Source organism: Paenibacillus sp. 2TAF8 (assembly GCF_052114825.1).
GTDB lineage: Bacteria > Bacillota > Bacilli > Paenibacillales > Paenibacillaceae > Paenibacillus.
This window is the reverse complement of sequence record NZ_JBFRFN010000014.1, coordinates 89455-114450: the sequence shown is the minus strand read 5'-3', so window position 1 is coordinate 114450 and position 24996 is coordinate 89455. Positions and strand designations below refer to the sequence as shown.

The 24996-nt window shown below is 45.6% G+C and carries 23 protein-coding genes; all 23 read right to left on the bottom strand.

Going from position 1 to position 24996, the window contains the following annotated elements:
- Complete coding sequence (nusA, locus tag AB4Z30_RS20310) at window positions 1–1098, bottom strand: transcription termination factor NusA (protein ID WP_090923835.1); 1098 nt, start codon at window positions 1096–1098, stop codon at window positions 1–3.
- Window positions 1099–1222: 124 nt separating this feature from the next.
- Window positions 1223–1684 (bottom strand): ribosome maturation factor RimP, encoded by a 462-nt coding sequence (gene rimP, locus AB4Z30_RS20305; RefSeq protein ID WP_441929291.1) that lies wholly within the window; start codon window positions 1682–1684, stop codon window positions 1223–1225.
- Between the two features lie 268 nt (window positions 1685–1952).
- A complete protein-coding gene (locus AB4Z30_RS20300) occupies window positions 1953–6275 on the bottom strand; it encodes a PolC-type DNA polymerase III (RefSeq protein WP_441929290.1) in 4323 nt (1440 codons plus the stop codon).
- Between the two features lie 148 nt (window positions 6276–6423).
- Window positions 6424–7878, bottom strand: coding sequence for a proline--tRNA ligase (proS, locus tag AB4Z30_RS20295; protein ID WP_154886350.1), 1455 nt, complete (start codon window positions 7876–7878; stop codon window positions 6424–6426).
- A gap of 65 nt (window positions 7879–7943) precedes the next feature.
- A complete protein-coding gene (rseP, locus tag AB4Z30_RS20290; protein ID WP_441929289.1) occupies window positions 7944–9215 on the bottom strand; it encodes an RIP metalloprotease RseP in 1272 nt (423 codons plus the stop codon).
- Window positions 9216–9328: 113 nt separating this feature from the next.
- Window positions 9329–10468 carry a 1-deoxy-D-xylulose-5-phosphate reductoisomerase gene (locus AB4Z30_RS20285; protein WP_441929288.1) on the bottom strand — a complete coding sequence of 380 codons (1140 nt, stop codon included), beginning with the start codon at window positions 10466–10468 and terminating at the stop codon, window positions 9329–9331.
- Between the two features lie 70 nt (window positions 10469–10538).
- Window positions 10539–11333, bottom strand: a complete 795-nt coding sequence (locus tag AB4Z30_RS20280; protein WP_441929287.1) for a phosphatidate cytidylyltransferase — start codon at window positions 11331–11333, stop codon at window positions 10539–10541.
- Between the two features lie 16 nt (window positions 11334–11349).
- Complete coding sequence (locus AB4Z30_RS20275) at window positions 11350–12117, bottom strand: isoprenyl transferase (protein ID WP_441929286.1); 768 nt, start codon at window positions 12115–12117, stop codon at window positions 11350–11352.
- 89 nt (window positions 12118–12206) lie between these two features.
- The gene (frr, locus tag AB4Z30_RS20270) at window positions 12207–12761 is read right to left on the bottom strand and encodes a ribosome recycling factor (protein WP_441929285.1); all 555 of its coding nucleotides are present in this window, start codon (window positions 12759–12761) and stop codon (window positions 12207–12209) included.
- Window positions 12761–13489, bottom strand: a complete 729-nt coding sequence (pyrH, locus tag AB4Z30_RS20265; protein WP_441929284.1) for a UMP kinase — start codon at window positions 13487–13489, stop codon at window positions 12761–12763. The genes frr and pyrH overlap by 1 nt, the downstream gene beginning before the upstream one ends.
- A gap of 234 nt (window positions 13490–13723) precedes the next feature.
- On the bottom strand, window positions 13724–14374 hold the full coding sequence (tsf, locus tag AB4Z30_RS20260) for a translation elongation factor Ts (protein ID WP_342555489.1): 651 nt from the start codon (window positions 14372–14374) through the stop codon (window positions 13724–13726).
- A 123-nt stretch (window positions 14375–14497) separates the two neighbouring features.
- Window positions 14498–15196: a 30S ribosomal protein S2 gene (gene rpsB, locus AB4Z30_RS20255; RefSeq protein WP_024630243.1), complete on the bottom strand. Its 699-nt coding sequence runs from the start codon at window positions 15194–15196 to the stop codon at window positions 14498–14500.
- 243 nt (window positions 15197–15439) lie between these two features.
- Window positions 15440–16066, bottom strand: coding sequence for an endolytic transglycosylase MltG (locus AB4Z30_RS20250; RefSeq protein ID WP_441929283.1), 627 nt, complete (start codon window positions 16064–16066; stop codon window positions 15440–15442).
- Between the two features lie 2 nt (window positions 16067–16068).
- A complete protein-coding gene (locus tag AB4Z30_RS20245) occupies window positions 16069–16653 on the bottom strand; it encodes a hypothetical protein (protein ID WP_441929282.1) in 585 nt (194 codons plus the stop codon).
- A 63-nt stretch (window positions 16654–16716) separates the two neighbouring features.
- Complete coding sequence (locus AB4Z30_RS20240) at window positions 16717–17031, bottom strand: hypothetical protein (protein ID WP_441929281.1); 315 nt, start codon at window positions 17029–17031, stop codon at window positions 16717–16719.
- Between the two features lie 50 nt (window positions 17032–17081).
- Window positions 17082–18491, bottom strand: a complete 1410-nt coding sequence (locus tag AB4Z30_RS20235; RefSeq protein WP_441929280.1) for a DUF342 domain-containing protein — start codon at window positions 18489–18491, stop codon at window positions 17082–17084.
- A 60-nt stretch (window positions 18492–18551) separates the two neighbouring features.
- Window positions 18552–19340 carry a FliA/WhiG family RNA polymerase sigma factor gene (locus AB4Z30_RS20230; protein WP_441929279.1) on the bottom strand — a complete coding sequence of 263 codons (789 nt, stop codon included), beginning with the start codon at window positions 19338–19340 and terminating at the stop codon, window positions 18552–18554.
- Between the two features lie 15 nt (window positions 19341–19355).
- Entirely contained in the window at window positions 19356–19796 is a 441-nt protein-coding gene (locus AB4Z30_RS20225; protein ID WP_441929278.1) for a hypothetical protein, read from the bottom strand.
- A gap of 4 nt (window positions 19797–19800) precedes the next feature.
- Window positions 19801–20298 carry a chemotaxis protein CheD gene (locus AB4Z30_RS20220; protein WP_441929277.1) on the bottom strand — a complete coding sequence of 166 codons (498 nt, stop codon included), beginning with the start codon at window positions 20296–20298 and terminating at the stop codon, window positions 19801–19803.
- Window positions 20291–20911: a chemotaxis protein CheC gene (locus AB4Z30_RS20215; RefSeq protein ID WP_441929327.1), complete on the bottom strand. Its 621-nt coding sequence runs from the start codon at window positions 20909–20911 to the stop codon at window positions 20291–20293. The genes AB4Z30_RS20220 and AB4Z30_RS20215 overlap by 8 nt, the downstream gene beginning before the upstream one ends.
- Window positions 20912–20920: 9 nt before the next feature.
- Window positions 20921–21382 (bottom strand): chemotaxis protein CheW, encoded by a 462-nt coding sequence (locus AB4Z30_RS20210; protein WP_123064468.1) that lies wholly within the window; start codon window positions 21380–21382, stop codon window positions 20921–20923.
- Window positions 21383–21425: 43 nt separating this feature from the next.
- Complete coding sequence (locus tag AB4Z30_RS20205; RefSeq protein ID WP_441929276.1) at window positions 21426–23498, bottom strand: chemotaxis protein CheW; 2073 nt, start codon at window positions 23496–23498, stop codon at window positions 21426–21428.
- Between the two features lie 32 nt (window positions 23499–23530).
- Entirely contained in the window at window positions 23531–24976 is a 1446-nt protein-coding gene (locus AB4Z30_RS20200; protein WP_441929275.1) for a chemotaxis protein CheB, read from the bottom strand.
- Between the last annotated feature and the right edge of the window lie 20 nt (window positions 24977–24996).

The following is a 24996-nucleotide window of genomic DNA, read 5'->3' as shown; positions in this document are numbered from 1 at the left end:
TTAGTCGACGGAGACGGAATCCTGATGCATTTCCGAAGAAGAATCTTTTTCTCTGCCGAATTCCTGCTCCGCCTGGCTCTCGCTCTTAATGTCGATTTTCCAGCCCGTTAATTTGGCTGCCAATCTGGCATTTTGGCCTTTAATGCCAATGGCAAGGGACAGTTGATAGTCAGGAACAATCACCCGAGCCATCTTTTCTTCCTCGAACACATGGACTTCCAAGACCTTGGAAGGACTCAATGCATTAGCCACATATTCATCCACTTGTTCGGAATAACGAACGATGTCGATTTTCTCACCGCGCAGCTCACCCACAATGGTCTGCACGCGCATTCCTTTTGGACCTACACAAGAACCTACTGGATCAACTTCCTCGTTGCGAGAATGAACTGCAATTTTGGAACGGAATCCTGCTTCGCGAGCAACGGAACGAATCTCAACGACACCATCAAAAATCTCAGGTACTTCCAGTTCAAAGAGACGTTTCAAGAGGCCGGGGTGAGTACGAGACAAAATGATTTGCGGCCCCTTAGTCGTGTTTTCGACTTTGGTAATGTACGCCTTGATGCGGTCACCGTGAACGAACTTCTCATTTGGCATTAATTCGGTAAGCGGCAGTGCCGCTTCGATTTTGCCCAGATCGATGTAGATATTGCGCAAATCCTGACGCTGCACTACTCCCGTAACGATATCTTCTTCCTTATCCACGAAAGCATTGTAGATCAGGCCGCGTTCGGCTTCACGAATCCGCTGGGTAACAACCTGTTTGGCCGTCTGTGCGGCGATACGTCCAAAGTCACGCGGCGTAACTTCAATCTCCGCAATATCTTCCAACTGGAAGTGTGGGTTAATTTCCCGTGCAGCAGGCAACGAAATTTCAGTGCGTGAATCCAGAACTTCTTCCACGATCAGTTTGCGTGCATATACGCGAATAACCCCCGTATTGCGGTTCATGTCAACACGTACGTTCTGTGCTGTATTAAAATTACGCTTGTAACTGGAGATAAGTGCAGCCTCGATCGCTTCAAACAGCACATCCTTGCTGATCCCTTTTTCCCGTTCCAATTCATTCATTGCTTCAATAAAATCCATACTCATGAATGTTGATCCCCCTTTCAAACATGGCATCCCATACGTAAAACGGCGAAAGGCTCGAAACTTGTGAGCACCTTGCCGTTATCGTGAGATGTGTCTTTTTCATTAATCAAGTGAACAAGGCACTTTAAAACAAAATGGCCAAGCGCGCACTGGCAACCTTCTCGTATGAAATGGTGTGCTGCTTCTTGCCTGCTTCAATCACAAGCTCCCCATTATCAAAAGAAAGCAGCTTGCCTTCGAATTCCTTCAATTTATTCACCGGCTCGTAGGTTGTAACAAATACGTTTTTGCCTACGGCTTTGGCAACATCCTCCGCTTTTTTTAGTGGACGCTCCGCACCGGGAGAAGACACTTCAAGGAAATATACAGACGGAATCGGATCGTTCTCATCCAGCTTGACGCTCAGCTTTTCGCTGATCAAGACACAATCGTCGATGTCGATTCCACCCTCTTTGTCGACATACACCCGTAAAAACCAGTTGCTGCCTTCTTTGACGTATTCGATGTCAACCAGCTCGAAGCCTTGTTCATTCAAGTAGGGTTGGATCATTTCTTCCACGGTAGATTTAATATTCGTTGTGCTCAAAACCGATAACCTCCAACTTAGGTCACACCAGCTCTAATCGCTGGCTGATGATTAAATACCCAAGATTCTTGTATACCAAAGACTAAAGAGTGGGTTTCCCCACTCTTCAGAAATTCGTACTATCTCGTTCACTTCAAAAATTATAACATAGTCTGGTAATAGTGACAAGTAACCATCCTTGGCACAGCAAACCATACTAATGAAGGAAAAATCAAACTCTGTGGCCTCAGTACAGAACAAATGGGTTCATCCTGCTATTTTTTTTCATTTAGAACAAGGAGAGTTGATTGCTCTCAGGTAAACCACGGAAACATCCCATATTGGTCAGCAACTCAACGATCGTTTTAGTCGCTTTGGACTTCTGCTGGAAGTCCTCAATCGACAGAAACTCACCATGTTCTCGGGCTGCAGCAATGTTACGAGCGGCGTTATCACCAATACCTGCCAGTGCAGAGAATGGAGGAATCAGAGACTTCTCGTCCACGATGAATTTTGTCGCTTCCGAGCGGTACAGATCAATCGGTTTAAGCGAAAAGCCACGGGCAGCCATCTCCAGTGCCATTTCAAGAACAGGAAGGCTGTTTTTCTCCTTTGGCGGCGCCTGGAACCCGAGCTGTTCGATCTCTACGATTTTGCGATAGATGGCGTCATAGCCTTGGCACACCAGCTCAATATCCAACTCGTCTGCACGAACGGTGAAGTAAGTCGCATAATATTCAATCGGATGATACAGTTTAAAATATGCGGTACGCACTGCGGAGATAACGTAAGCAGCCGCGTGGGCCTTTGGAAACATGTATTGGATTTTGAGACAGGAGTCAATGTACCACTGTGGCACTTTGCAGTTTTTCATCTCATCGATCCATTCCTGTGGAAGACCGCGTCCTTTACGTACACTTTCTGTAATCTTAAAAGCTAGACTCGCATCCATTCCCGCTTTGTAAATCAGGAACAACATGATGTCATCCCGGCAACCTATTACCGTTTTGATGTTACATGTACCGTTCTTAATCAAATCTTGCGCATTACCAAGCCATACCCCCGTACCGTGAGATAGCCCCGATATCTGCAGTAAATCGGCAAAAGAGGACGGCTGGGATTCGACAAGCATCTGACGCACGAATTTGGTCCCCATCTCCGGGACACCGAAGGTAGCAACAGGAGAGCGAATTAACTCTGGAGTTACGCCAAGGGCATCCGTTGAGTTGAACATGCTCATTACTTTAGGATCATTCATCGGAATTGTCGTTGGATCAACGCCAGTAAGATCCTGCAGCATACGCATCATGGTCGGATCATCATGCCCCAGAATATCAAGCTTAAGCAAGTTTTCTTCAAAAGCATGATAGTCAAAGTGGGTTGTTTTCCACTCGGCTGTTACATCATCTGCTGGATACTGAACAGGTGTGACATCTTCCACTTCTATATAATCGGGAACAACGACAATGCCGCCGGGATGCTGTCCCGTGCTTCGCTTCACACCAGTACAGCCGGATGCCAGACGGTTCAATTCGGCCCCGCGCCATTTTTTGTGATGTTCTTCTTCATATTTTTTGGCAAAACCAAAGGCTGTTTTCTCAGCGACCGTTCCGATCGTGCCCGCACGGAACACACTTTTCTCACTAAACAGCACTTTCGTGTAGTTATGGGCATGGGGCTGATAATCCCCCGAGAAGTTCAAGTCGATATCGGGAACTTTATCTCCTTTAAACCCAAGGAAAGTTTCAAATGGAATATCCTGTCCTTCCCCTTTGAGTTTCCCACCGCAATCAGGACATGGTTTCTCTGGCAAATCAAATCCACTCGGTACACTACCGTCAAGGAACCATTCACTATGCTTGCACTCGGAATTCACGCAGATATAATGCGCAGGAAGCGGATTAACTTCCGAAATCCCAAGGAAGGTTGCTACCACAGATGAACCAACTGATCCCCGGGAACCTACCAGATAGCCATCCTGATTTGATTTTTTCACCAGACGTTCCGAGATCAGATAGTTAGCAGAGAATCCGTATTTGATAATCGGTTGCAATTCTTTTTCCAAACGGGCAATAATAACTTCTGGCAGTTCTTCACCATAGATTGATTTGGCCGTGTTGTAACACGTATTACGGATTTCCTCATCTGCGCCCTCCAGAATCGGGGTAAAGAGTTTATCTGGGAAGAGCTTAATTTCCTCAAAACGATCAGCAAGCTGGATCGTGTTAGTTACAACAACTTCGTATGCCTTGTCCTGTCCAAGAAACTGGAATTCCTCCAGCATTTCGGCTGTCGTTCTAAAGTGAGCATCAGGTTTGCGCTGATCTTTAAGCGGACTGAACCCCGTTATGCCATGAATCGTAATATCCCGATAAATTTTATCTCTCGGCTCCAAATAATGCACATTGCCTGTAGCGATAACAGGTTTGTTCAACTTGGCTCCAATATCTATGACTTTACGAACCGCAAGTTTCAATTCCTCGGGTGTGGCAACAAGTCCTTTGTCTACCAGATGCATGTACATCGTCAGTGGTTGAATCTCCAGAATGTCGTAAAACTGGGCGATCTCCTCAGCCTCTTCTACCGATTTGTTAAGTACAGCCTCAAAGAACTCTCCTTTTTCACAACCGGATATGACAACCAATCCTTCTCGCAAACCTACCAGCTTGGACTTTGGTATACATGGAACACGTTTGAAGTACTCTGTATGTGACAGAGAAACCAGCTTGTACAGATTTTTCTTGCCTATATCATTCAACGCGTAAATTCCGCAGTGGAAAGGACGGGTATTCGACAAATCCACTCCAACAAAATCATTCAGGCGATCCAGCATTGTCAGACCTTTTAACTGAGCTGCATCATTGATAAGTCCATTCAAGATACCCGCGAGAGCAATCGTATCATCAATGGCCCGGTGATGGCTTTCCAGTGCAACTTTGTACTTGTCTGCCAATGTATTCAGCCGGTGATTTTTCATTTTTGGATATAAAAGACGAGCAAGTTCCAGTGTATCTAGCACCGGATTTGGCAACTCAGGCATGCCCAGATTTTTGAGTGAAGCCTGAATAAAACCCATATCGAATCGTGCATTATGCGCGACCAGTACACCATCCCCTGCAAAGGCAACAAAATCACGAATAACCGGCTCAAGCTCAGGTGCATCCTTAACCATCTCATCGGTAATGTTCGTCAACTGTTGGATGTTATATGGAATTCGTTCGTGCGGATTAACAAAAGTAGCAAACCGGTCTACTTCTTTGCCCTCTTGTACTTTAACTGCAGCGATCTCGATAATTTTGCTTTGTGTAACCGAGAGACCCGTTGTCTCGATATCAAATACGATATACGTAGCCGTCTTAAGATCTATCGGTTGCGGACTTAGGACAACAGCTACGGAATCATTCACCACATTGGCCTCCAGGCCGTAGATCATTTTAATCCCATTTTTTTTCGCTGCCTTGGATGCTTCCGGGTAGACCTGTACACCGCCGTGGTCGGTGACAGCAATCGCCTTGTGTCCCCAATCAGCAGCTGTTTTCACATATTTATCAATGGACGTTACCGCATCCATCGTACTCATTGTGGAGTGCAAGTGGAATTCTACACGTTTCTCCTCCGCAGTATCCTTACGGGATGGAGGTGCCTTGATTTCGGTCAGATCCGAAGGAATCATGGCAAGTTCAGGAATTTGCATAAACCGGTCGTATTCTACACGTCCGCGTACTTTCACCCATTTTCCATTCGCCAGCAAGCTGAGAATTTTGACGTCTTCTTTGGTTTTAGCAAACATCTTCATTTGCATTGAATCCGTAAAATCCGTCAGATAGAAGGTGAACAGCGTATTTCCATTCCGCAGTTCCTTGCGGTCCAGGCCAAAAATCGTTCCCTGAAGTGTGATTTTCTTCTCTTCATCCTGAACTTCCTGCATAGGCACTGCCGGTTCTTTGATCTCATAACCCATTTGTAACCGCACATCACCTTGATCTTCATCCTCAGGCAGTTCGCTTTCTATGACTTCGCTCATCATTTTTTCAATAACTTGTCGTTCTTCTACCTTTTTTTGAGCCTGGAACTGCTCCATGGCTTCCTTGTTGCTTCCCGCTTCGCCCACCTGCATTTTCACACGTAAAGGCAAGTGGAAATACTTCTCGTAGAACCTGGTAATGGCCTGGTCAATCTGTTTCTTGCGTGCCAGTTCCATGGATGTGGAATCACTCATCGTTAGTTGCAGCAGATCGGCTTCACATTCTACTGTGGCACGATTCATCCATCCGTTCACAGACGGAATTTCACGTGTAACCCACTCCAGAAATAGGTTCCAGTACTCATTCACAATATCGCCAGACAGAACCTTGTCCGTATATTTGAAGGCAAAAGTAATTTTGGCAATATGATTCATCTTCTCCTGAATATGCAGACTGAACGTTCGATAGATCGGTGCTGGTACCAGTGTATCCTTTCCAATCTGGATATGCCATTCGCGATTCGTACGATTGGTCTCGACCTGTTCAATCCACCCATCCAGGAAATAAGGGTCAGTCAAACCTGCCGGAAGTTCTGCCTGTTTCAACAACAACTCAAACCGTTTTCTTTTCTCCTCAATTCCACTCATTGTGTTCCTCCTGTGCCCCCTTAAAACGTGAAAAGCCTCTGCATTCAAAAATGTCCCCGATCCGAACCCGCACCGATCCATTTTATCCGACAGAAGCTCTTCATTCATTGCTAAACCGGTGAATAAGCTTTCAAAATCAAGCCATTGACTAGTATGCTCTTGCAAACACAACGGTGTGCTGTGCTTTTTCGCCACAAGCCAGACATGTGTGCTTTTCTTCCGCTGGCTGGAACGGGATGTTCCGGCTCGTTGCACCCGTGACTTCTCTTACTTTATCTTCACATACTTCCGATCCACACCATCCTGCCAGTGTAAATCCACGTTTGTTTTCCATTAATTCTTTCATCTCATCCAATGTATCCACGGAGTAGAAATTATCTGACATAAATGTACGCGCACGATCAAGCATGTCAGCCTGTACTTGTGTCAACATCGTTTGAATTTCTTCAACCAAGTTTGCCTGCTCAACCACTTTCTTTTCTCCGGTAATCCGCGATACAAGCACACATACGCCGTTTTCCATATCACGAGGGCCTATCTCCAAACGGATCGGCACACCGCGCATTTCGTATTCGTTAAACTTCCAGCCTGGACGAACATCGCTGCGATCATCCATCTTCACACGAATACCAGCCTTTTTCAGTTCTGCGAACAGTTCATCCGCACGACCTACAACGGCATCACGTGTTTTTGGCGGTCCAATCGGAATCATCACCACTTGCGTTGGTGCCACTTTTGGMGGCAATACAAGACCACGGTCATCCCCGTGAACCATAATCAAAGCTCCGATCAAACGCGTGCTCGTTCCCCATGAAGTGGTATGGGCAAGTTCCAGAACGTTGTTACGGCTCAAATATTGAATCTCGAATGCTTTGGCAAAATTCGTACCCATGTAGTGAGAAGTACCTGCCTGTACCGCACGTCCATCTTTCATCATAGCTTCAATGGAGAAGGTATCCACCGCACCCGCGAACTTCTCGGATTTTGTTTTCTGCCCTGTAATAACCGGAATGGCAAGGTATTCTTCGACCACTTCACGGTAGATCTCCAGCATTTTCATCGTTTCTTCACGCGCTTCTTCTTCTGTCTCATGCGCCGTATGTCCTTCTTGCCACAGAAATTCACTGGTGCGCAGGAAAGGCAACGTTCTTTTTTCCCAGCGGACAACGTTAGCCCATTGGTTAATCAATACCGGTAGGTCACGATAGGATTGAATCCATTTGGAGTACATATGTCCAATAATGGTTTCTGATGTTGGGCGGATCGCTAAACGTTCTTCGAGTTTTTCTCCACCCGCTTCGGTTACCCAGGGCAACTCAGGGTTAAAACCTTCCACATGCTCTTTTTCTTTTTGGAAAAAGCTCTCCGGGATGAACATCGGGAAATACGCGTTGCGGTGCCCCGTTTCGCGGAATCGGCGATCCATTTCATCCTTAATGTGCTCCCAGATTTCAAAACCGTCCGGTTTAAACACAATACAACCACGAACCGGTGAATAATCCATAAGATCTGCTTTTTTAATAACATCAATGTACCAGCGAGAGAAATCCTCACCCTGTGGTGTAATTTCAGTCACGAACTGTTTATCATTTTCCTTTGACATAAGACTCCAGCGTCCTCCCATAACGACTAGTACTCCATATTACTCAGCACATAGTCAAACCGTAATTATCCGTTAATTAAACGTAGTATATCATTATATGTTACCGCCAGCATCAGCACAAAGAGCATCGCGAATCCGACAAAATGAACCATGCCTTCCCGATTAGGGTCAACCGGTCGACCACGCAGCGCTTCAATTCCAAGGAAAACGAGACGACTACCATCAAGCGCAGGAATTGGAAGCAGATTGAATATGCCCAGATAAAGGCTTAGAATCGCCGCCCATCTTGTTAATTGCTCGATACCTTGCTTGGCAATCTGTCCAGTAACCTCAAATGTACGTACAGGTCCACCAATGTCATCCATGCTAAATTGATTAATCAGATGTCTGAACCCTTCAAAAATAACCTTGGTGGTATCCACCATAGCTACTCCTGAAAACTTGAACATCTCCACAAATCCTACAGAACGTGTAGGCAGAACAGGTGCAATTCCTACCTTACCACCTTCCTGACCTTCTATCGCTCGAGGTGTAATGGTGATATTAAGCGTCTCATTCCCCCTGCGCAGTGTCCATTCCATCGGCTTGTCTTTGGATTCAGCAATCATCGTCACCATTTTTTTTGAATCCGTACCGATCACCACGCCATTAATGGTTTCGATAATATCGCCTTTTTGTAAATTAGCCTGATCCGCTGCCCCGCCTTTAAACACTTCGCCAATCTGCAAATTCTTCGGGTTTTCCACCGGCACGCCTGCCATCAGTGCATACGCAGCGAACAAAACAAAAGCAAGAATAAAGTTCATGAGCGGGCCTGCAAAAATAGCCAAGGCGCGTTGAGCTACCGTTTTGCTGCCAAACTGCCGATCTTTAGGAGCAATCTGTGTCTGTTTGCCGCGGCTTACCAGCATCGCTTGCGGATGAATCTGATAGTGTTGTATTTCACCATCCACATCCAGTTGAAGATTAAGTGTATTCTCCATATCGATGGAGATCACTTCTCCGCGAATTACATTTTTACGGTTATCCAGTTGATCCAGATAGATCATTTTGACCTGGTCCTCCACAGCTCGTACCGCTATGGTCTGTCCTTCCTGGATTTCAATCAGTTCCGGATCTTCTCCTGCCATTCGTGCATATCCGCCAAAAGGCAGCAAGCGCAGTGTGAACTGCGTCTCATTTCTTTTATATGAGAATAATTTGGGACCAAAACCGATCGCAAATTCCCGTACAAGAATGCCGGCACGCTTCGCAAAGTAATAATGCCCCCATTCATGCACCGTCACGATGACAAAGAACATCAGCACCGTTAGAAATACCACTTGTATGGTTTCCAATCCCTATTCATCCTCCTTCACGGCACGTACCGCAGTCTGTCCCTCTAGACTATCATTATTCTCTAATGCCGCACAAGAGAATCCCTTCTTCCGGTTTATCTCAAAAAAAGAGATTACAGCAAGGACGCAAGCTTGCGACTGTCCTGATCACAGGCAGCGATCTGCTCCAGATCAGGTTTGTCCACATTCCGGAGCGCTTCCAGCACAGAAGCAATGATATCTTCTATTTTAAGGAACGAAATCTCCTTTCGCAAGAAACGGGCTACAGCAACCTCGTTGGCTGCATTAAAAGCCGTCGTTGCAGTTCCTCCCATTTTACCACATTCATATGCCATTCTTAAACACGGGAAACGGTCCATGTCCATCTCCCTGAAATGAAGCTGTCCAATCTGAGCGAGAGACAACCGTTTTGCAGGAGATGGCATACGATCAGGATAGGTCAGCGCGTATTGAATCGGGACACGCATATCCGGAGTACCTAGCTGCGCAATGATACTTGTATCTTCGAATTCTACATAAGAATGAATAATGCTCTCCGGATGAAGAAGTACGGTAATCTGTTCATAATCAAGCCCAAACAACCAATGTGCCTCAATGACCTCGAGTCCTTTGTTAACCATCGTTGCAGAATCGATCGTGATTTTCGATCCCATTGACCAGTTTGGATGTTTAAGCGCATCTTCTACGGTCACCTGTTGCAGCTGCTCACGTGTAAGATCTCGGAACGAACCACCTGACGCAGTCAATGTAATTCCGGCCACACTTGAGCGGTTCTCTCCGTTCAGACACTGGAAGATCGCCGAGTGCTCACTATCTACAGGCAAAATAGATACGCCTTTTGCTGCTGCTCTTGCGGTCACAATATGACCAGCCGTAACCAAGGTTTCCTTATTCGCAAGACCAATTTGTTTACCTGAATCGATCGCAGCAAGCGTAGACTCTAGTCCAACACTACCTACGACAGCCGTAACAACTGTGTCCGCATCGGTTCCTGCAGCGATCTCAATGAGGCCTTCCGAACCGTAATACACTTTTGTGCCTGCTGGCACATGTGAAGCAACCTTGTCAGCAAGTTCCTTGGAACCTACCGAAATCTTTTTGGGCTGGTAACGTCTTACCTGTTCAATGAGCAGATCTGTATTGCTTCCAGCAGCCAGCGCTTCCACTTGAAAGTGCTCCGGATGCATATCAACAACTTCCAGTGTTTGTGTTCCGATCGAACCGGTCGAGCCAAGAATCGCTATTTTTTTCATTGCTGCACCTCACGTTTAATGAATCCAATGCTTCCAGGCGGTTAACTCGTCATCTTGCACCTGTTTCCTCCTAATAAGGCAATAGCATCAGTATATGTACAAATGGAAACACCACAATCCAACTGTCGCACCGATCCAGAATACCACCATGCCCAGGAAGAAGATTGCCTGAATCCTTAATGTTGTATACGCGTTTGTAGGCTGACTGGATCAAATCTCCCATCTGACCTACTACTGCACAGGCTATCCCGATCACAATCGCTCTCTGCCAAGAGAGCAAGCCATCTGAAACTAGGGCAAACACCACAGAGGTAACAATAGCAATGACAATACCACCGAGCGCCCCTTCCACGGTTTTGTTCGGACTGATTGAAGGCCAGAGTTTGTTTTTCCCAATCCATTTCCCTACAAAGTAAGCTCCAGCATCACTTGCCCAGATTGAACCCAGCAGTAGAAACGTCCAGTACAGGCCATGATGTAGATGTCTAGACTCTGCGATGTAATAGAATCCCGTTCCAATATAGAGCACACCTATAAAAAGCATAGCCACCGTATTAATCGGCAATCTGTTCTTGGTTACAACTGAAGCGGTCATCAAAATCAACATGACTATCCATAAAATTTGAAACAAGGATAAAGGTCTTTCATCCCATACCATTTCCCAAGGAAATACAATAGAGATGATTCCCGCATATCCAATCAGGGCTACACCTGAAAAAGGCTTCACCCCGGTCATTTTTACAAACTCATAATAACCGATGAGAGCCATAAGCAAGACTAACCCGTGATACCAGGGCCCGCCAAGCATGCAAAACCCCAAAAACAACACTCCTGCAATAATTCCTGTCGTTAATCGCTGTTTCAACGGCTTCATCCTCCATCTATTTCAAACCGCCGTAACGCCTTGTTCTGCGCTGATATTCGGCTACTGCTTCAAGCAAATGCTGTTTGCCAAATTCGGGCCAGTATATATCCGTAAACCATAATTCACTATATGCAAGCTGCCATAACATGAAATTGCTCAATCGCAGTTCTCCGCTCGTTCGGATCAACAAATCCGGGTCGGGCAAATCTGCGGTCAGCATATGTTTGTCAATGAGTTCAGGTGTGATATCTTCTGCATCTAATTCTCCCGACTTTACCTGAAGAGCAATCTCTTTCACACACTCCGTCATCTCACGGCGGCTTCCATAGTTCATCGCAAAGTTCAACACCAAACCAGTATTATGCTCCGTAAGGCGAATGGCTTCCCGCAAAGCATTAACCGTATGTGAAGGCAAATGCTCCTCATGTCCCATCATACGGATACGCACATTTTTTTCTATCAGTTCTTCTAACTCAATAGCCAAAAATTCTTGCGGAAGTCTCATCAGAAAATCCACTTCTTCTTTTGGACGCGTCCAGTTTTCTGTCGAAAAAGCATACATCGTTAGATATTTGATGCCCAGTTCATCCGCCGCGATGGTTGCACGTTTCACTGCCTTCATGCCGTTCTGGTGCCCGGCTATACGCGGGAGACCCAAACGTTTGGCCCATCGTCCATTGCCGTCCATGATGATGGCGACGTGCTGCGGGATATTATCTTCGGATATAGTCAGCGTTTCCTGCTTGTCAGCCCCATTCCACCACGACCGAACCCGTTTGATCATTCCTGTTCCTCCAAAATCCCTGAAGTTTCTTCATCTGAAGCTTGGAAAAAGAGACAAAACCCCACCGTATTGGAGGGGCTGCGCTTGTCTTACACTTCCATGATTTCTTTTTCTTTGGCAGCAAGTACCTTATCGACTTCAGCGATAAATTTATCAGTCGACTTTTGAATGTCGTCCTGATGTCTCCGGGATTCATCTTCGGAAATCTCGGACTTTTCCATTTTCTTAATATCATCATTCGCATCACGGCGAATGTTACGAATCGCAACTTTACCCTCTTCGCCAAACTTTTTAGTCAGTTTGACAAGCTCAGATCTACGTTCTTCCGTCAGCGGCGGAATAGCCAGACGAATCATACTGCCATCGTTAGCCGGGGTCAGACCCAAATCTGATTTCATGATCGCACGTTCGATATCACTCATCGCTGATTTGTCCCAAGGCTGAATCATCAGTGTTCGGGAATCCGGTGTACTGATATTCGCCAGTTGGTTCAAAGGCGTCATTGCACCATAATACTCAACTTGTACACGATCCAAAAGAGCAGGGGTTGCACGACCTGCACGCAAGGTAGCCAGGTCACGACGCAGTGCCTGAATCGCTTTTTCCATACGCTCCTCAGCATGTTGTTTAACTGCTTGTGGCATTAATCTACACTCCCTTTAACGATTGTTCCGATACGCTCGCCCAGAACAACGCGTTTGATGTTTCCTTGTTCAGTAATGTTGAATACAATCAACGGAATGTCGTTATCCATGCAGAGCGAGGACGCCGTCGAATCCATTACACCAAGGTTTTTGTTAAGTACATCCAGGTATGTCAACTGCTCAAACTTTTCAGCTGTACTATCTTTGAATGGATCTGCCGAATAGACACCATCCACTTTGTTTTTAGCCATCAAGATTACTTCTGCCTCAATCTCCGCTGCGCGCAGTGCTGCTGTTGTATCCGTGGAGAAGAACGGATTACCTGTACCTGCTGCAAAAATAACGACACGGCCTTTCTCCAGATGACGAATGGCTTTACGACGAATATACGGCTCAGCAATTTGCTGCATAGCAATCGATGTCTGCACACGAGTTGGCACTTCAATCTGTTCAAGTGCATCTTGCAGCGCCAGAGAGTTCATCACCGTCGCGAGCATACCCATATAGTCCGCAGTTGCACGATCAATCCCGTTTTCACTGCCAGCAATACCGCGCCAGATGTTTCCGCCGCCGCATACAATCGCAACCTGCACGCCAAGCGCAACCACATCTTTCACCTGCTCAGCAATGGATGAAATTGTTGCTGCATCAATGCCATAGCCGTTTTGACCGGAAAGTGACTCTCCGCTCACCTTTAAGACAACACGTTTAAATACTGGCTGTTCCAATTGTTCACCCTCCACTTTGAATTGAACACCTTTCAGTGTCCAACCAACAAAACTTTCTCGCGCATGGACTCCTGCTTAAAAAGAAAGGAACACAGAAGTGTTCCGCTCTTTTAGGAAAAACGTTCAACCGATAAGTTCCTGTTTTCCTGAGATATAAGGGAGTTTACGCTTCGAAGTTTCATCATTCTTATATCTTCGAAAATCATTCCTGCTTTGTCGGCTTGATCAAACGTCTTATTTGTTAACTTGGGACATAACTTCTTCTACGAAGTTATCCACTTTTTTCTCCAAACCTTCACCCAGTTCATAACGCACGAAACGACGAATGGAGATATTTTCACCAATTTGGCTGATTTTTTCATTCAGCAATTGCGAAATTGTTTTGTCTGGATCTTTAACGAAAGTTTGCTCCATCAGGCAGTATTCTTCGTAGTATTTACCGATACGGCCTTCAACCATTTTCTCAACGATTTTTTCTGGTTTACCTTCGTTAAGTGCTTGAGCTTTCAAAATTTCTTTCTCTTTTTCCAGCTCTTCTGTAGGAACTTCTTCACGTGTAACGAATTTAGGGTTAGCAGCTGCGATTTGCATAGCTACATCTTTAACGAAATCTTTGAATTGGTCTGTTTTACCAACGAAGTCTGTTTCGCAGTTAACTTCAACCAATACGCCGATACGTCCGCCAGCATGGATGTAAGATTCTACAACGCCTTCAGTAGCTGCACGTCCTGCTTTGCTTGCTGCTGCTGAAAGGCCTTTCTCACGCAACAATTCAGCTGCTTTCGTGATATCACCGTTTGCTTCTTCCAGTGCTTTTTTGCAATCGAGCATTCCTGCGCCCGTTTTTTCGCGAAGTTCTTTTACTGCGCTCGCATTAACTGCCATTATAAATTCCCTCCAGATTAAGTATTGTACATACACGTACACTCTAAAAAAAGGGCAGTGAGAGGTTATCCACCTACCAACCACCCTTTTCATTTAATTCATGAATGTTATGTTCGAAGACTATTAAGCGGAAGTTTCTTCGCCTTGGTTAGCTTCGATAACGGCATCAGCCATTTTACCTGTCAGCAATTTAACAGCGCGGATCGCGTCGTCATTACCTGGGATAACATAATCGATCTCGTCTGGATCGCAGTTAGTATCAACGATACCAACGATTGGGATACCCAATTTGCGAGCTTCAGCAACAGCGATACGCTCTTTGCGTGGATCGATGATGAACAGGGCGCTAGGCAGGCCTTTCATATTTTTAATACCGCCCAAGAATTTCTCAAGACGATCTTTTTCTTTGCGAAGCAAGATAACTTCTTTTTTAGGTAGAACAGCGAAAGTACCGTCTTCTTCCCAAGCTTCCAACTGCTTCAAACGATCAATACGTTTTTGAATAGTAGAGAAGTTAGTCAGGGTACCGCCGAGCCAGCGTTGGTTAATGTAGAATTGACCAGCGCGTTCAGCTTCTTCTTTAACGGAATCTTGAGCTTGTTTTTTAGTACCTACGAAAAGAATAGTACCATTCTCGCCTGCGATTCCTTTAACAAAGTTGTAAGCCTCTTCGACTTTTTTCACCGTTTTTTGCAAATCGATGATATAAATTCCGTTTCTTTCAGTGAAGATATAACGATCCATTTTTGGGTTCCAACGACGAGTTTGGTGACCGAAGTGTACCCCAGCTTCGAGAAGCTGCTTCATGGAGATTACTGCCATCTTCACACACCTCCTAATATGGTTTTTTATTGTGTCCTCCGCCAGCATCATTTTTCGCTAAGACTCTCCATCAGGAAAGCACCCTCAACAAAATTAGCACAGCGTGTGTTTTAACACCGTTATCTAATATAGCATAAGTGAAAGCACGTTGCAACATTATTTGAATCTAAATTTATGGTTTGGTAGATCTATGGAAAAACGCTTCGATCATCAAAAAGAACCGTCCAGTCCGAGCTTGCATGCTCAGCTTGACGGTTCTTTGGTGATTTTGGCGATAATTGACTTAAAGCTCTCACCTGTTTGAAGAAAATAAGTACCTACTTGGATCTTCTTATTAATTCCTTGAGCTTTGCCTGCCTTGATAAAGGCTTGTGCATCGTCCACTATGCCAGCTTCCTTCAGTTTTTCGGCAACCATAACCAAACTATTTCCGGAACGCACCTTAAACGTTACAGCAGGTTTATTAGGATTAGTTGGCGTCACAGGTGTATTTGTCTTAGGTTGATTTGTCTGTGATTGGCTTTTAACATTACTGGACTCCGGCTGCTGTGGTTGCTTTGGTTCTGCAGGTTGGGCAGCAGAAGTAGCTTGTTCTGGTTTTTCAGCCGACTTCCCTTGCATCTGGCTGCTTTCCTGCTTTTTCTTGTTCACCCATTCCGCTTCAGTATACACCTCGTCTTGGGCACCGACCAGTTTCATATCCAGGCTCTTTGCTGCGGTTTCCAGTTGTTCTTTCGTCCAATTGTCAGTCTGCATCGGATCAAGATTACTGTCAGAAAGAGCCTTTTGTCCTACTGTGGCCAGTTGAAGCAAAATTGCACCAATAATCATGCCACTCCCTATCCCAATCCACAAAGATCGCTTGTCCATGGTCAGATCTCCTCCTGCTCTGCAAGTTGCAGTATTAATTGCACCTCACCAAGCTGTATGCCTGTTTGTCTAGAAATAGCATCCATAGACTTTCCTTCATCATGAAGTCTAAAAAGCTCTCTGTAACGATCTTTAATAGATTCACGCTTCGGCTCTATAATAGGCTCGTTCTCAAGTTGTAATGCCGATGCTGTTTGTTGATTCACTTCAGCCCTCACACTATCCCTGAGACTCTGTGCTTGTAAACCTTGTGATCCCTGGCCCGTTACAATATCTGCAGGTGGTAGCGAGATGGGTTCAGCAGTCTTTGCTTTTTCCTGTTCCAGTTGATCCAGCCGTTGTTGCAATTCCTGAAGCTGTGACTGCATCCGCTGATCTGCTGCTGTGGCTTCCCCTTTAAGTTCAGCCACACGTTGAATAAGTGCATCGTTATCTTGTTCAATCTCTGTCATGTAATGTTCGAGTGTTGACTCCATCTCCTGCACCAGCTGATGCGATGGCTGCTGTATCTTGTCTTTTCGAGGCATAATGAATGCATAAGCGATAGCACAAGCTCCTAATATGACAATAATAATCCATGGTGACAAATTGTTTCGCTCCTTTTGTTACGACCACACGGGGGCGCAACCTTTCAGCCTGTGTATACTCTTTTACATAGACAGGTCAATGTGTTTGCCTTTGTATGGATGCTCGGCAGGTTTGAGATGCTCCTGCTCCTCGGTCGTATCCCGTCCATCCGTCCCACTATGCTGATCACCGCCGCCCGCATGACCATCACGCACCGAAGTATGCGCTGTTTCTGCCATGGCCTCGCTGCGCTGCCTTGCTTCATTCGCTTCTTTCGTCGTCTGTTCAGCGAGCAGATTCTGGTCGGTAACCGGCCTCTGCTGGGCTTCACTTTGATATCGTCCCGCTTCACTGGTTCGCGGCACCGCAATCTGCAGCTCCACTGCTTTGAAACTCATACGCTCACCTCACGGTTTCGAATGGATTCCCTCATAAGCTTGTAGCAGGTTTAAACGTACGGCACCATGGTAATATCACCGTCTTGATAATAAAATGACATTCGACTAACAGGATCTTTAATAAATTTCGTATATCTGCCGATAACTATTTTAGAGCCTCCATAGATCATCTTCAAAATATCAACACGAGCTCTGCTTGTATCTTCAAGTACCTTTTCAATTTCCAAGATACGCATTTTCATTTCTTCGCTTTGATGAAGAGCTGATTTGTGAGTTGAGTTTAATTTGATTCTCATGGCCATCTTGTCTGGCGTTAGTTGTCCTGCTGCAGCCAGCTGATCCAGGAGAGTCAATGCTTTCTTGGTTTTATCCAAGGAGTCCATCTGTTCTCTAATTTCCTTACGCAGTTCATTCATTTCGTTTCGGAGTCTTGGTAGCACGCCAACCTCAATTGAGGTAACTGTAGACATCGTGTTGCCTACAACACGCGCTGACACATGCTCTCCGGCTTGTATTGAGCCTCCAACGATAAGTCCTTTTGTTCCTGCACAGATTACAGCATGACCCGCACGGACATTAGAGTGCATAATACTTTGGGATACAAGTACATCTTCACCTGCATCAACATTGCCATCTTGAATGAATGTGCATTTCACATGGTGTCCAGCATGAATTAAACCTTTGTTGTAACCGATGATCCCGCCGGTAATTTCGATAGAGCCGCCTGCCTCCAGTTCCGCTCCTTCGACACCTCCGACGACACGAATGTCACCTGCCGCTTTTACTTTAAAGCCAGTAAGTACATTACCTCGGATAACCACGTTACCCACAAAGTCGATATTCCCATGTTTATAATCGACATCGCCATTAACTTCGTATACAGGAAATACATTGAGTTTGTTTCCATCTGTTCTGCTCACTAGGCCGTCAATTGCAGCATACATCGCAGAGCCATCTGGACTCACAACAACATTTTTTCCAATTTTAAATCGAGCTTCTTTTCCGGGACGAAAAGGAATTTCCTCACCAGTCACTGCTTTGCCAGGCACACCATCAACAGGATCGATACGCTTGGCGATGATCTGACCGCTGCGTACATTGTCTAACCGGATCAGCTCTTTGTAATCCACTTTTCCATCTTCTGCTTCCAGTGGCCGCTGTTCGCTGTCATCTTCTTTGCCAATCAAAACCYGAATATATCCATCGATTCCTTGTACAGGAGAAACGCCTTCGGCTATCTTGCATTTATCTTTCAGGTAGGCAGACGGGTTATTCACAAAAACTAATAATGCTTCTCGCAATAGACCATGTTTAATGCCCTTGCTCTCCACAAATTGTTCAAGCTCTTCCGTGGTGCAGGAAAAGCCTTCTTCTTCATTGTAATATTCAAGATAAGCGGTACATTTATCATCGGATAAAACAACGTTTAGTGATTTTTCCATAACAGTCCCTTGTGTCAACGCAGATCTTCCTCCTTATTAGCCTGTCCACTCCCTATACATGTGGTTAATTTCTGCTCTCTAGTCTTTACGCATCAGTAAATCTTTTTGCTTATCTAGTGTGCCACGAAGCCGCAAGATGGCTTTGGAATGTAATTGGGATATACGAGACGGCGAAAGAGACATAACCTCTGCGATTTCACTGAGAGAAAGGTCTTCGTAATACAAAAGAGAGACCACTGTTCGTTCTTTCACTGTCAGCTTTTCAAGCCCTTGTACCAGCGCATCTTTTAGATAGAACTCATTGACCTTATAATCTGGATTTTTGGCTTTTTCATCTACCATTAAAGAGAGACGTGTCTCTGACTCTTCTTCTCGGATCGGATCTTCCAGTGAGCAGAGTGACATCACTGCCACCTCCTGAAGCATATGTTGAAAATCCTTAGTTGACACGTCCAGATACTGACTCATTTCTTCATCACTGACAGAACGCAAATAGGTCTGCTCCAATTGTTGGTACGCATCTTCAATCCGTTTCGCTTTCTCACGCACAGATCTGGGAACCCAGTCCCCTTGACGTAAACCGTCTAGTATTGCTCCGCGAACCCTCCATGAAGCGTAGGTCTCAAATTGCAATCCTCGTTCATAATCGAATTTTTCCAATGCATCAATAAGTCCCATTACCCCATTGCTTTCCAAGTCATCTTTCGGGACATTTTTGGGTAAACCAACTGCCAGACGACCTGACACATAGTTAACAATATGAAGATATTTTTCGATCAACATTTTTTTTGCTTCAAGATCTCCGTATTCTTTCCACTTTTCCCACAGATCTGAATGGTTCAAATGTGAAGCTTTACGCTCGTTCAATTGATTTCACCCTCCTTATTTGTCTGTCAGGTGACGAACGGCCTGCGCCAATTCCTCCGGGTCCTTGGTCCGGACGAGTTTAGGCGGATCCAATGGGGCAAATCCCGTTGGAGCTTTCGTCTCAGATGGCGGATGATCAGCCCCGGCGGAGTCGCTCTGTCCATTCTTGAGCAAGTCATTCAGCTCTTGTCCATCGTCTTCGAGTTTGATGTCCACCTGTGAACCTCTTAGATCTTGAATACCCTCTGAATCATAAACAGATCCATTTTCTACACGAGGACCAAACAATATTCCCAATCCCCAACGCAAACCATATGCAAGGACATACCAGGCTGCGAATCCTATTAATCCGCGTATTAAACTGGTCATCAACACATTGCTGCTGAATGCTACAAAAAAAGTCAGAACGAATCCGACTATGCCTGCTCCAAGATTAATGCGGTAGTTTCCTATCATTATATTATAATTCCTTTACACCCATTTGTACGCTGCGAATAGTCAAAAGTCCTGTCTCACAATTCATTTCGATAGTGCGCCCGTAATTTCCTCCTGTATCTTCGCCAAGTAGAGGAATTTTGAGTTGTTCCAACATTTCCCGACAGGAATCTGCATTCCGCGGTCCAATTCGCATCGTGTCTCCTGCGCCTGAAAAAGCAAACATCTGTGAGCCTCCGGCCATTTTAGACACAATTCGTGATTGAGACGCGCCCATCTTTAGCATTTTCTCAAGCAATTCTGGCAACGCTGTATCTGCATACTTTGCCGTGTTTAGTTTACCCTCCCGGGCAATCACAGAACTCGGAAGCATGACATGCGCCATTCCAGCGAGTTTTAGCTGTGGGTCATACATCGTTAGTCCCACACACGACCCTAAGCCAGTTGTACGGATTACGCTAGGAAGTTGAGCGATATTCAGATCCGCCATCCCGACTTTAACGATGCTCTTGTCCTCAATCATGGTCCAGTGGCACCCCTAGCGATTCAAAAATCTTCGCAAATGACGGCGGGTCAGGAATCAGGAAAAACTGTCCCTCCACTTGATCTTCACCCTCAAAGAAAGAAGTATCAATTAATAATGCGGCATCGCCCATCTCTCCGAATTGCAGCAACCCATAACTAAGAATCGCTCCAGCCATATCAATGGCCAGCCCTGGAACCGTTGGATACATCGACAGCTTCGTGAAATCCGCCAGAGAAGACAGGTAAGATCCGGCCAGGATGTTCCCGATCTCAGACAGAGCGGAGTGTTCCATATCCGTGAACGCCAAACCCTCTTTTAGCTCAAAACCAGCAAGACGGTTCAATAACAATTTTGCAGCCTCAGGTGTCATCATAAAGAAAAGGTTACCTGGCGCTTCGCCTTCAACACGAAGAAATATTGTAACTACAATACGCTCATCACCACCCACTTTTTCAGCAATCTCCTCAAACGGAAGCATCTGAACGGTGGGTACACCCATATCAATCGGTCTATTAAGGAGCTGAGACAACGCCGTAGCGGCGTTGCCTGCTCCAATATTACCGACCTCTTTGAGCACATCCATTTGGAAACCCTCAAATCGGTTAAACATTTCCACGTGCTAGCCCTCAACACTTTCCAGCTGCACAATCTCGCTTTTATTTAATACTTCATTAAGGTTGAGCATAATCAACAAACGACCATCTTCCAATTTTGCAACACCACGAAGATATCTTGCTTTCACGCCACCAACCACTTCTGGCGGAGTATCGATCGAACTGCTCTTAATGTCAATAACATCATTGGCTGAGTCAACGATAAAACCAACCTGCATATCGTCAACCCCTACAATAACGATCCGTGTTTGATCTGTATACTCCGTTTCCGCAAGGGAGAAGCGTCCGCGGAGATCAATAACCGGAATAACAACACCACGCAGGTTGATAACTCCTTTTACAAAGGAAAGTGTTTTGGGAACGCGGGTAATCGGCATCATGCGCTCAATGGTCTGAACCTTGTCTACCTCAATTCCATACTCTTCGGTTCCCAATTTAAAGACGATGACTTTCAACTCTTCTTCCATGTAAAAAAACCTCCCTATTCGAATTAAAACTCTATCATCATGCTTATTTAATAAATGCGTTTGGATCAAGAATCAGTGCTACTTGCCCATCTCCAAGTATAGTCGCACCGGAAATTCCTTCAATCGCAGGAAGATACGTGCCCATAGACTTCAGAACAATCTCGCTCTGGCCAATGAATTCTTCAACAGCGACAGCTGCCAGACGCTCCCCTTTTCGAATCACAACAATCTCGGTTTCTTTCTCATCTGCATCGTTGAAATCCGGCACTCCGAAAACTTCGCTTAATGAAAGGTACGGAATCAACGACTCACGGAACGTAATCATTTTATTGCCATGGATATTACGCACTTGCTCACGCTGTACAATCGCGGTTTCTACGATCGAAGACAATGGTACTGCATACTTCTCTGAACCAAGTCGTACAAGCATCGCAGCAATGATAGACAGAGTCAATGGAAGTTGTACAGAGAAGTTTGTCCCTTTACCTGGCGTGGACGTAATCGTTACATTACCGCCAAGCGAAGTGATTTTCGACTTTACAACGTCCAGACCAACGCCCCGACCAGAAATATCCGAGATTTTATCAGCCGTACTGAATCCTGGAGCGAACAACAATTGATTTACCTCATCATCGCTCATTTTCGCGCCTTGCTCCTCCGTCACAACACCGCGTTTGATCGCTGTTTGCAGGAGTTTGTCACGATAAATCCCTTTACCATCATCTTCAATCTCAATAAATACGTGGTTACCACTGTGGAAAGCTCGCAGATTAACTGTACCCAATTCCGGTTTTCCAGCCGCAACACGCTCCGAGATAGACTCTACACCGTGGTCAACCGCATTACGCAACAGATGCACAAGCGGGTCTCCGATTTCATCAATAACTGTTCTGTCCAGCTCTGTTTCAGCACCTGTTATGACGAGATCGATCTTTTTATCCAATGTTTTAGCCAAGTCACGAATCATTCGTGGGAAACGGTTAAAGACTGTGTCTACTGGAACCATCCGCAATTTCAGTACGATGTTCTGCAAGTCCGTACTCACACGGCTCAAGTGGGCTACAGTATCCGACAGATCGTTATTGCCTGTCTCACTTGCTAATTGTTCAAGGCGTGAACGGTCGATCAACAGTTCGCTGAACAAGTTCATCAGCACATCAAGTCGCTCAATGTCAACACGAATCGTACGTGAAGGTGCGGCTGCCTGTTTCGGTGCTGCCGTCTTCGCGGAAGTTGCTTTAACTTCTTCTTGAGGCACAGAATCTAAAACTGGGGCATCCTTATCAGCTAAAGGAGCTGGTTCAGCTTCTACCGCAACGGCGGCTGCAACCTGATTCGTCATCTGCTGTAACGTTTCCTGATCCAGCTGAATCAATTTGACACTCTCGATTTCAGAGATGCTCATAATGCCCTTTTCCAGTTCTTGCGCCTCTTTGGTCGTTATGTAATACAACGAGAAACTGCGCTCAAACTTTTCTTGCTCGATATCCTGAACAGAAGGATAAGCTTTAACAACCTCACCTGAACGCTCAAGCATGTCAAACACCATGTATGCCCGAACACCTTTTAACTGGCTATGCTCACTTACAAGGACGTCAACATAGAATACGCGGTGTCCTTCTGCTATAGACTGATCAAGCACTGAATATTGGAATTCGTCCAGCTCTACAGCATTGGAGATCGTTGCATTCGTTTGCTTATCTGCCTTTGCAACTGGAGCATTCCCTCCTGTCCATTCACCACTTTCAATCGCCTGGAGAGAAGCAACAATAGAGGTGACATCCGCTTTACCTTCCCCGCCTCCGGTAATATCCTGAACCATATTCTCCAAGGCATCCAGACTCTTGAACATGGTATCAAAAATATAATCCTGCATTTTCAGTTTTTCATTACGCACCATATCGAGTACATTTTCCATTTTGTGTGTCAGTGAAGCCAGATCTTCGAATCCCATCGTTGCCGCCATACCTTTGAGAGTATGAGCTGAACGGAAGATAACCTGCACTATGCCCAGATCTTCCGGATTCGCTTCAAGTTGTAGCATGTTTTCGTTAAGGGATTGCAGATGATCATTAGACTCATCAATAAACATGGATAAATATTGGTTCATGTCCATTGTGAGGCACCTCCTCCGTAAGTTACACTCCGTTATTTCACTGCTTGAACAAGTCTTGGCGCAATCTCCTGCAGTGGCAGAAGATGACGCACGCATTGCAGCTCTACAGCTGAACGCGGCATTCCATAGACAACACACGTTTCTTCATTTTCGGCAAAAGTCGATGTGACTCCGGTCTCGTATAATTTTTTCATCATACGCGCCCCGTCGCTTCCCATACCAGTTAGAAGAACAAGATGTCGTTGTAAAGATGTAAACGGCAGAAGCGACTCAAACATCGTATCCACTGAAGGTCTGTGACCATTCACCTGTTGATCCTCACTCAGCTTCAAGATGAATCTACCATCTGCTGCCTTCTGTACTCTCAAATGGAATCCACCAGGCGCGATATAAGCCGTTCCCTTCTTAAGCATCATACCGTCTTCTGCCTCAACCACATGGAGCGGACTGAATGTATTCAACCGTTGAGCCAAGGAACGGGTGAAGTTAGGTGGCATGTGCTGCACAATAATTACCGGCGCTGGTAAATCTGCTGGCAGCTGTTCCAGTAAGGTCTTGAGAGCTCTTGGTCCACCTGTAGAAGAACCGATCGCAACAATTTTGTTGAAAGATCCTTCCATCCCACCCGAAGCTTTATAAGCCGTGTTAGGTTTGATCGACTCTTTCGCAGGTACAGGCATAGAACTGGCTGCTGGCTGCTTTGTCGTGAGCCGAGGTGCATCCGGTGGTCTGACCTCTTTGCGAGCTTGCAGTGGACTTACAGGCGGCTTGCTGGCTTTATCCATTTTTGAACGAACAGGTTGATCAGGCTTAGCTATGATTTCCTTTTTAGTGGTCGTTCGATCCGGTTTTGGCTGAATCGATGGGACACTTGGTTGCTTTTTAGCCTGTACCACTTCAGCACGTTCTTCGAATGAACGCTCACTTTTCGAGAGTAACGGCGGAGCCATCTTAGGGATCGGTTCACCATTTCCCCTCGCTCGCTCTTCTTTCTTAGCCAGTTGTACCGGAGGAATCACAGTATTGCGAGACGCCTCCATTTTCTTGATCGATTCTTTTCGTTCAGCTTTTCGCTTCACTTCTTGCATGGCTGCACGCATTCGTTCGATCAGCGCTTTGCCAACCTGAGCAATATCTTGATCATGCACGACAGACGGCTTACGAATAAAGTCAAATGCGCCAGCTTCAAGAGCCATAATGGTCTCTTTCATACCTTGTTCATTAATACCAGAGAGCATAATCACAGGAATGAAGGAATCCTCCATAATTGATTTCAGCGCATCTAGTCCATTCATTTCGGGCATTTCAACATCCATCGTGATCACATCAGGTTTCAGCTCTAATGCTTTTTGAATGGCTTCTTTGCCGTTTGACGCAGTGGCTGTAACTTTAAACTCTGAGTCCGCTTCAATTAAATCCGTCACAATTTTGCGCATAAAAGCGGAATCATCGACAACCAATACTTGATAGACCGCCATATTGTGTCACCTCTGTTTCC

Excerpts from the sequence above, each read along its gene's own strand:
- nusA (WP_090923835.1), bottom strand. The coding sequence starts at position 1,098 with ATGAGTATGGATTTTATTGAAGCAATGAATGAATTGGAACGGGAAAAA.
- AB4Z30_RS20300 (WP_441929290.1), bottom strand. The coding sequence starts at position 6,275 with ATGAGTGGAATTGAGGAGAAAAGAAAACGGTTTGAGTTGTTGTTGAAA.
- AB4Z30_RS20285 (WP_441929288.1), bottom strand. The coding sequence starts at position 10,468 with ATGAAAAAAATAGCGATTCTTGGCTCGACCGGTTCGATCGGAACACAA.
- AB4Z30_RS20275 (WP_441929286.1), bottom strand. The coding sequence starts at position 12,117 with ATGATCAAACGGGTTCGGTCGTGGTGGAATGGGGCTGACAAGCAGGAA.
- frr (WP_441929285.1), bottom strand. The coding sequence starts at position 12,761 with ATGCCACAAGCAGTTAAACAACATGCTGAGGAGCGTATGGAAAAAGCG.
- tsf (WP_342555489.1), bottom strand. The coding sequence starts at position 14,374 with ATGGCAGTTAATGCGAGCGCAGTAAAAGAACTTCGCGAAAAAACGGGC.
- rpsB (WP_024630243.1), bottom strand. The coding sequence starts at position 15,196 with ATGGCAGTAATCTCCATGAAGCAGCTTCTCGAAGCTGGGGTACACTTC.
- AB4Z30_RS20250 (WP_441929283.1), bottom strand. The coding sequence starts at position 16,066 with ATGGACAAGCGATCTTTGTGGATTGGGATAGGGAGTGGCATGATTATT.
- AB4Z30_RS20240 (WP_441929281.1), bottom strand. The coding sequence starts at position 17,031 with ATGAGTTTCAAAGCAGTGGAGCTGCAGATTGCGGTGCCGCGAACCAGT.
- AB4Z30_RS20225 (WP_441929278.1), bottom strand. The coding sequence starts at position 19,796 with ATGATAGGAAACTACCGCATTAATCTTGGAGCAGGCATAGTCGGATTC.
- AB4Z30_RS20220 (WP_441929277.1), bottom strand. The coding sequence starts at position 20,298 with ATGATTGAGGACAAGAGCATCGTTAAAGTCGGGATGGCGGATCTGAAT.
- AB4Z30_RS20215 (WP_441929327.1), bottom strand. The coding sequence starts at position 20,911 with ATGTTTAACCGATTTGAGGGTTTCCAAATGGATGTGCTCAAAGAGGTC.
- AB4Z30_RS20210 (WP_123064468.1), bottom strand. The coding sequence starts at position 21,382 with ATGGAAGAAGAGTTGAAAGTCATCGTCTTTAAATTGGGAACCGAAGAG.
- AB4Z30_RS20205 (WP_441929276.1), bottom strand. The coding sequence starts at position 23,498 with ATGGACATGAACCAATATTTATCCATGTTTATTGATGAGTCTAATGAT.
- AB4Z30_RS20200 (WP_441929275.1), bottom strand. The coding sequence starts at position 24,976 with ATGGCGGTCTATCAAGTATTGGTTGTCGATGATTCCGCTTTTATGCGC.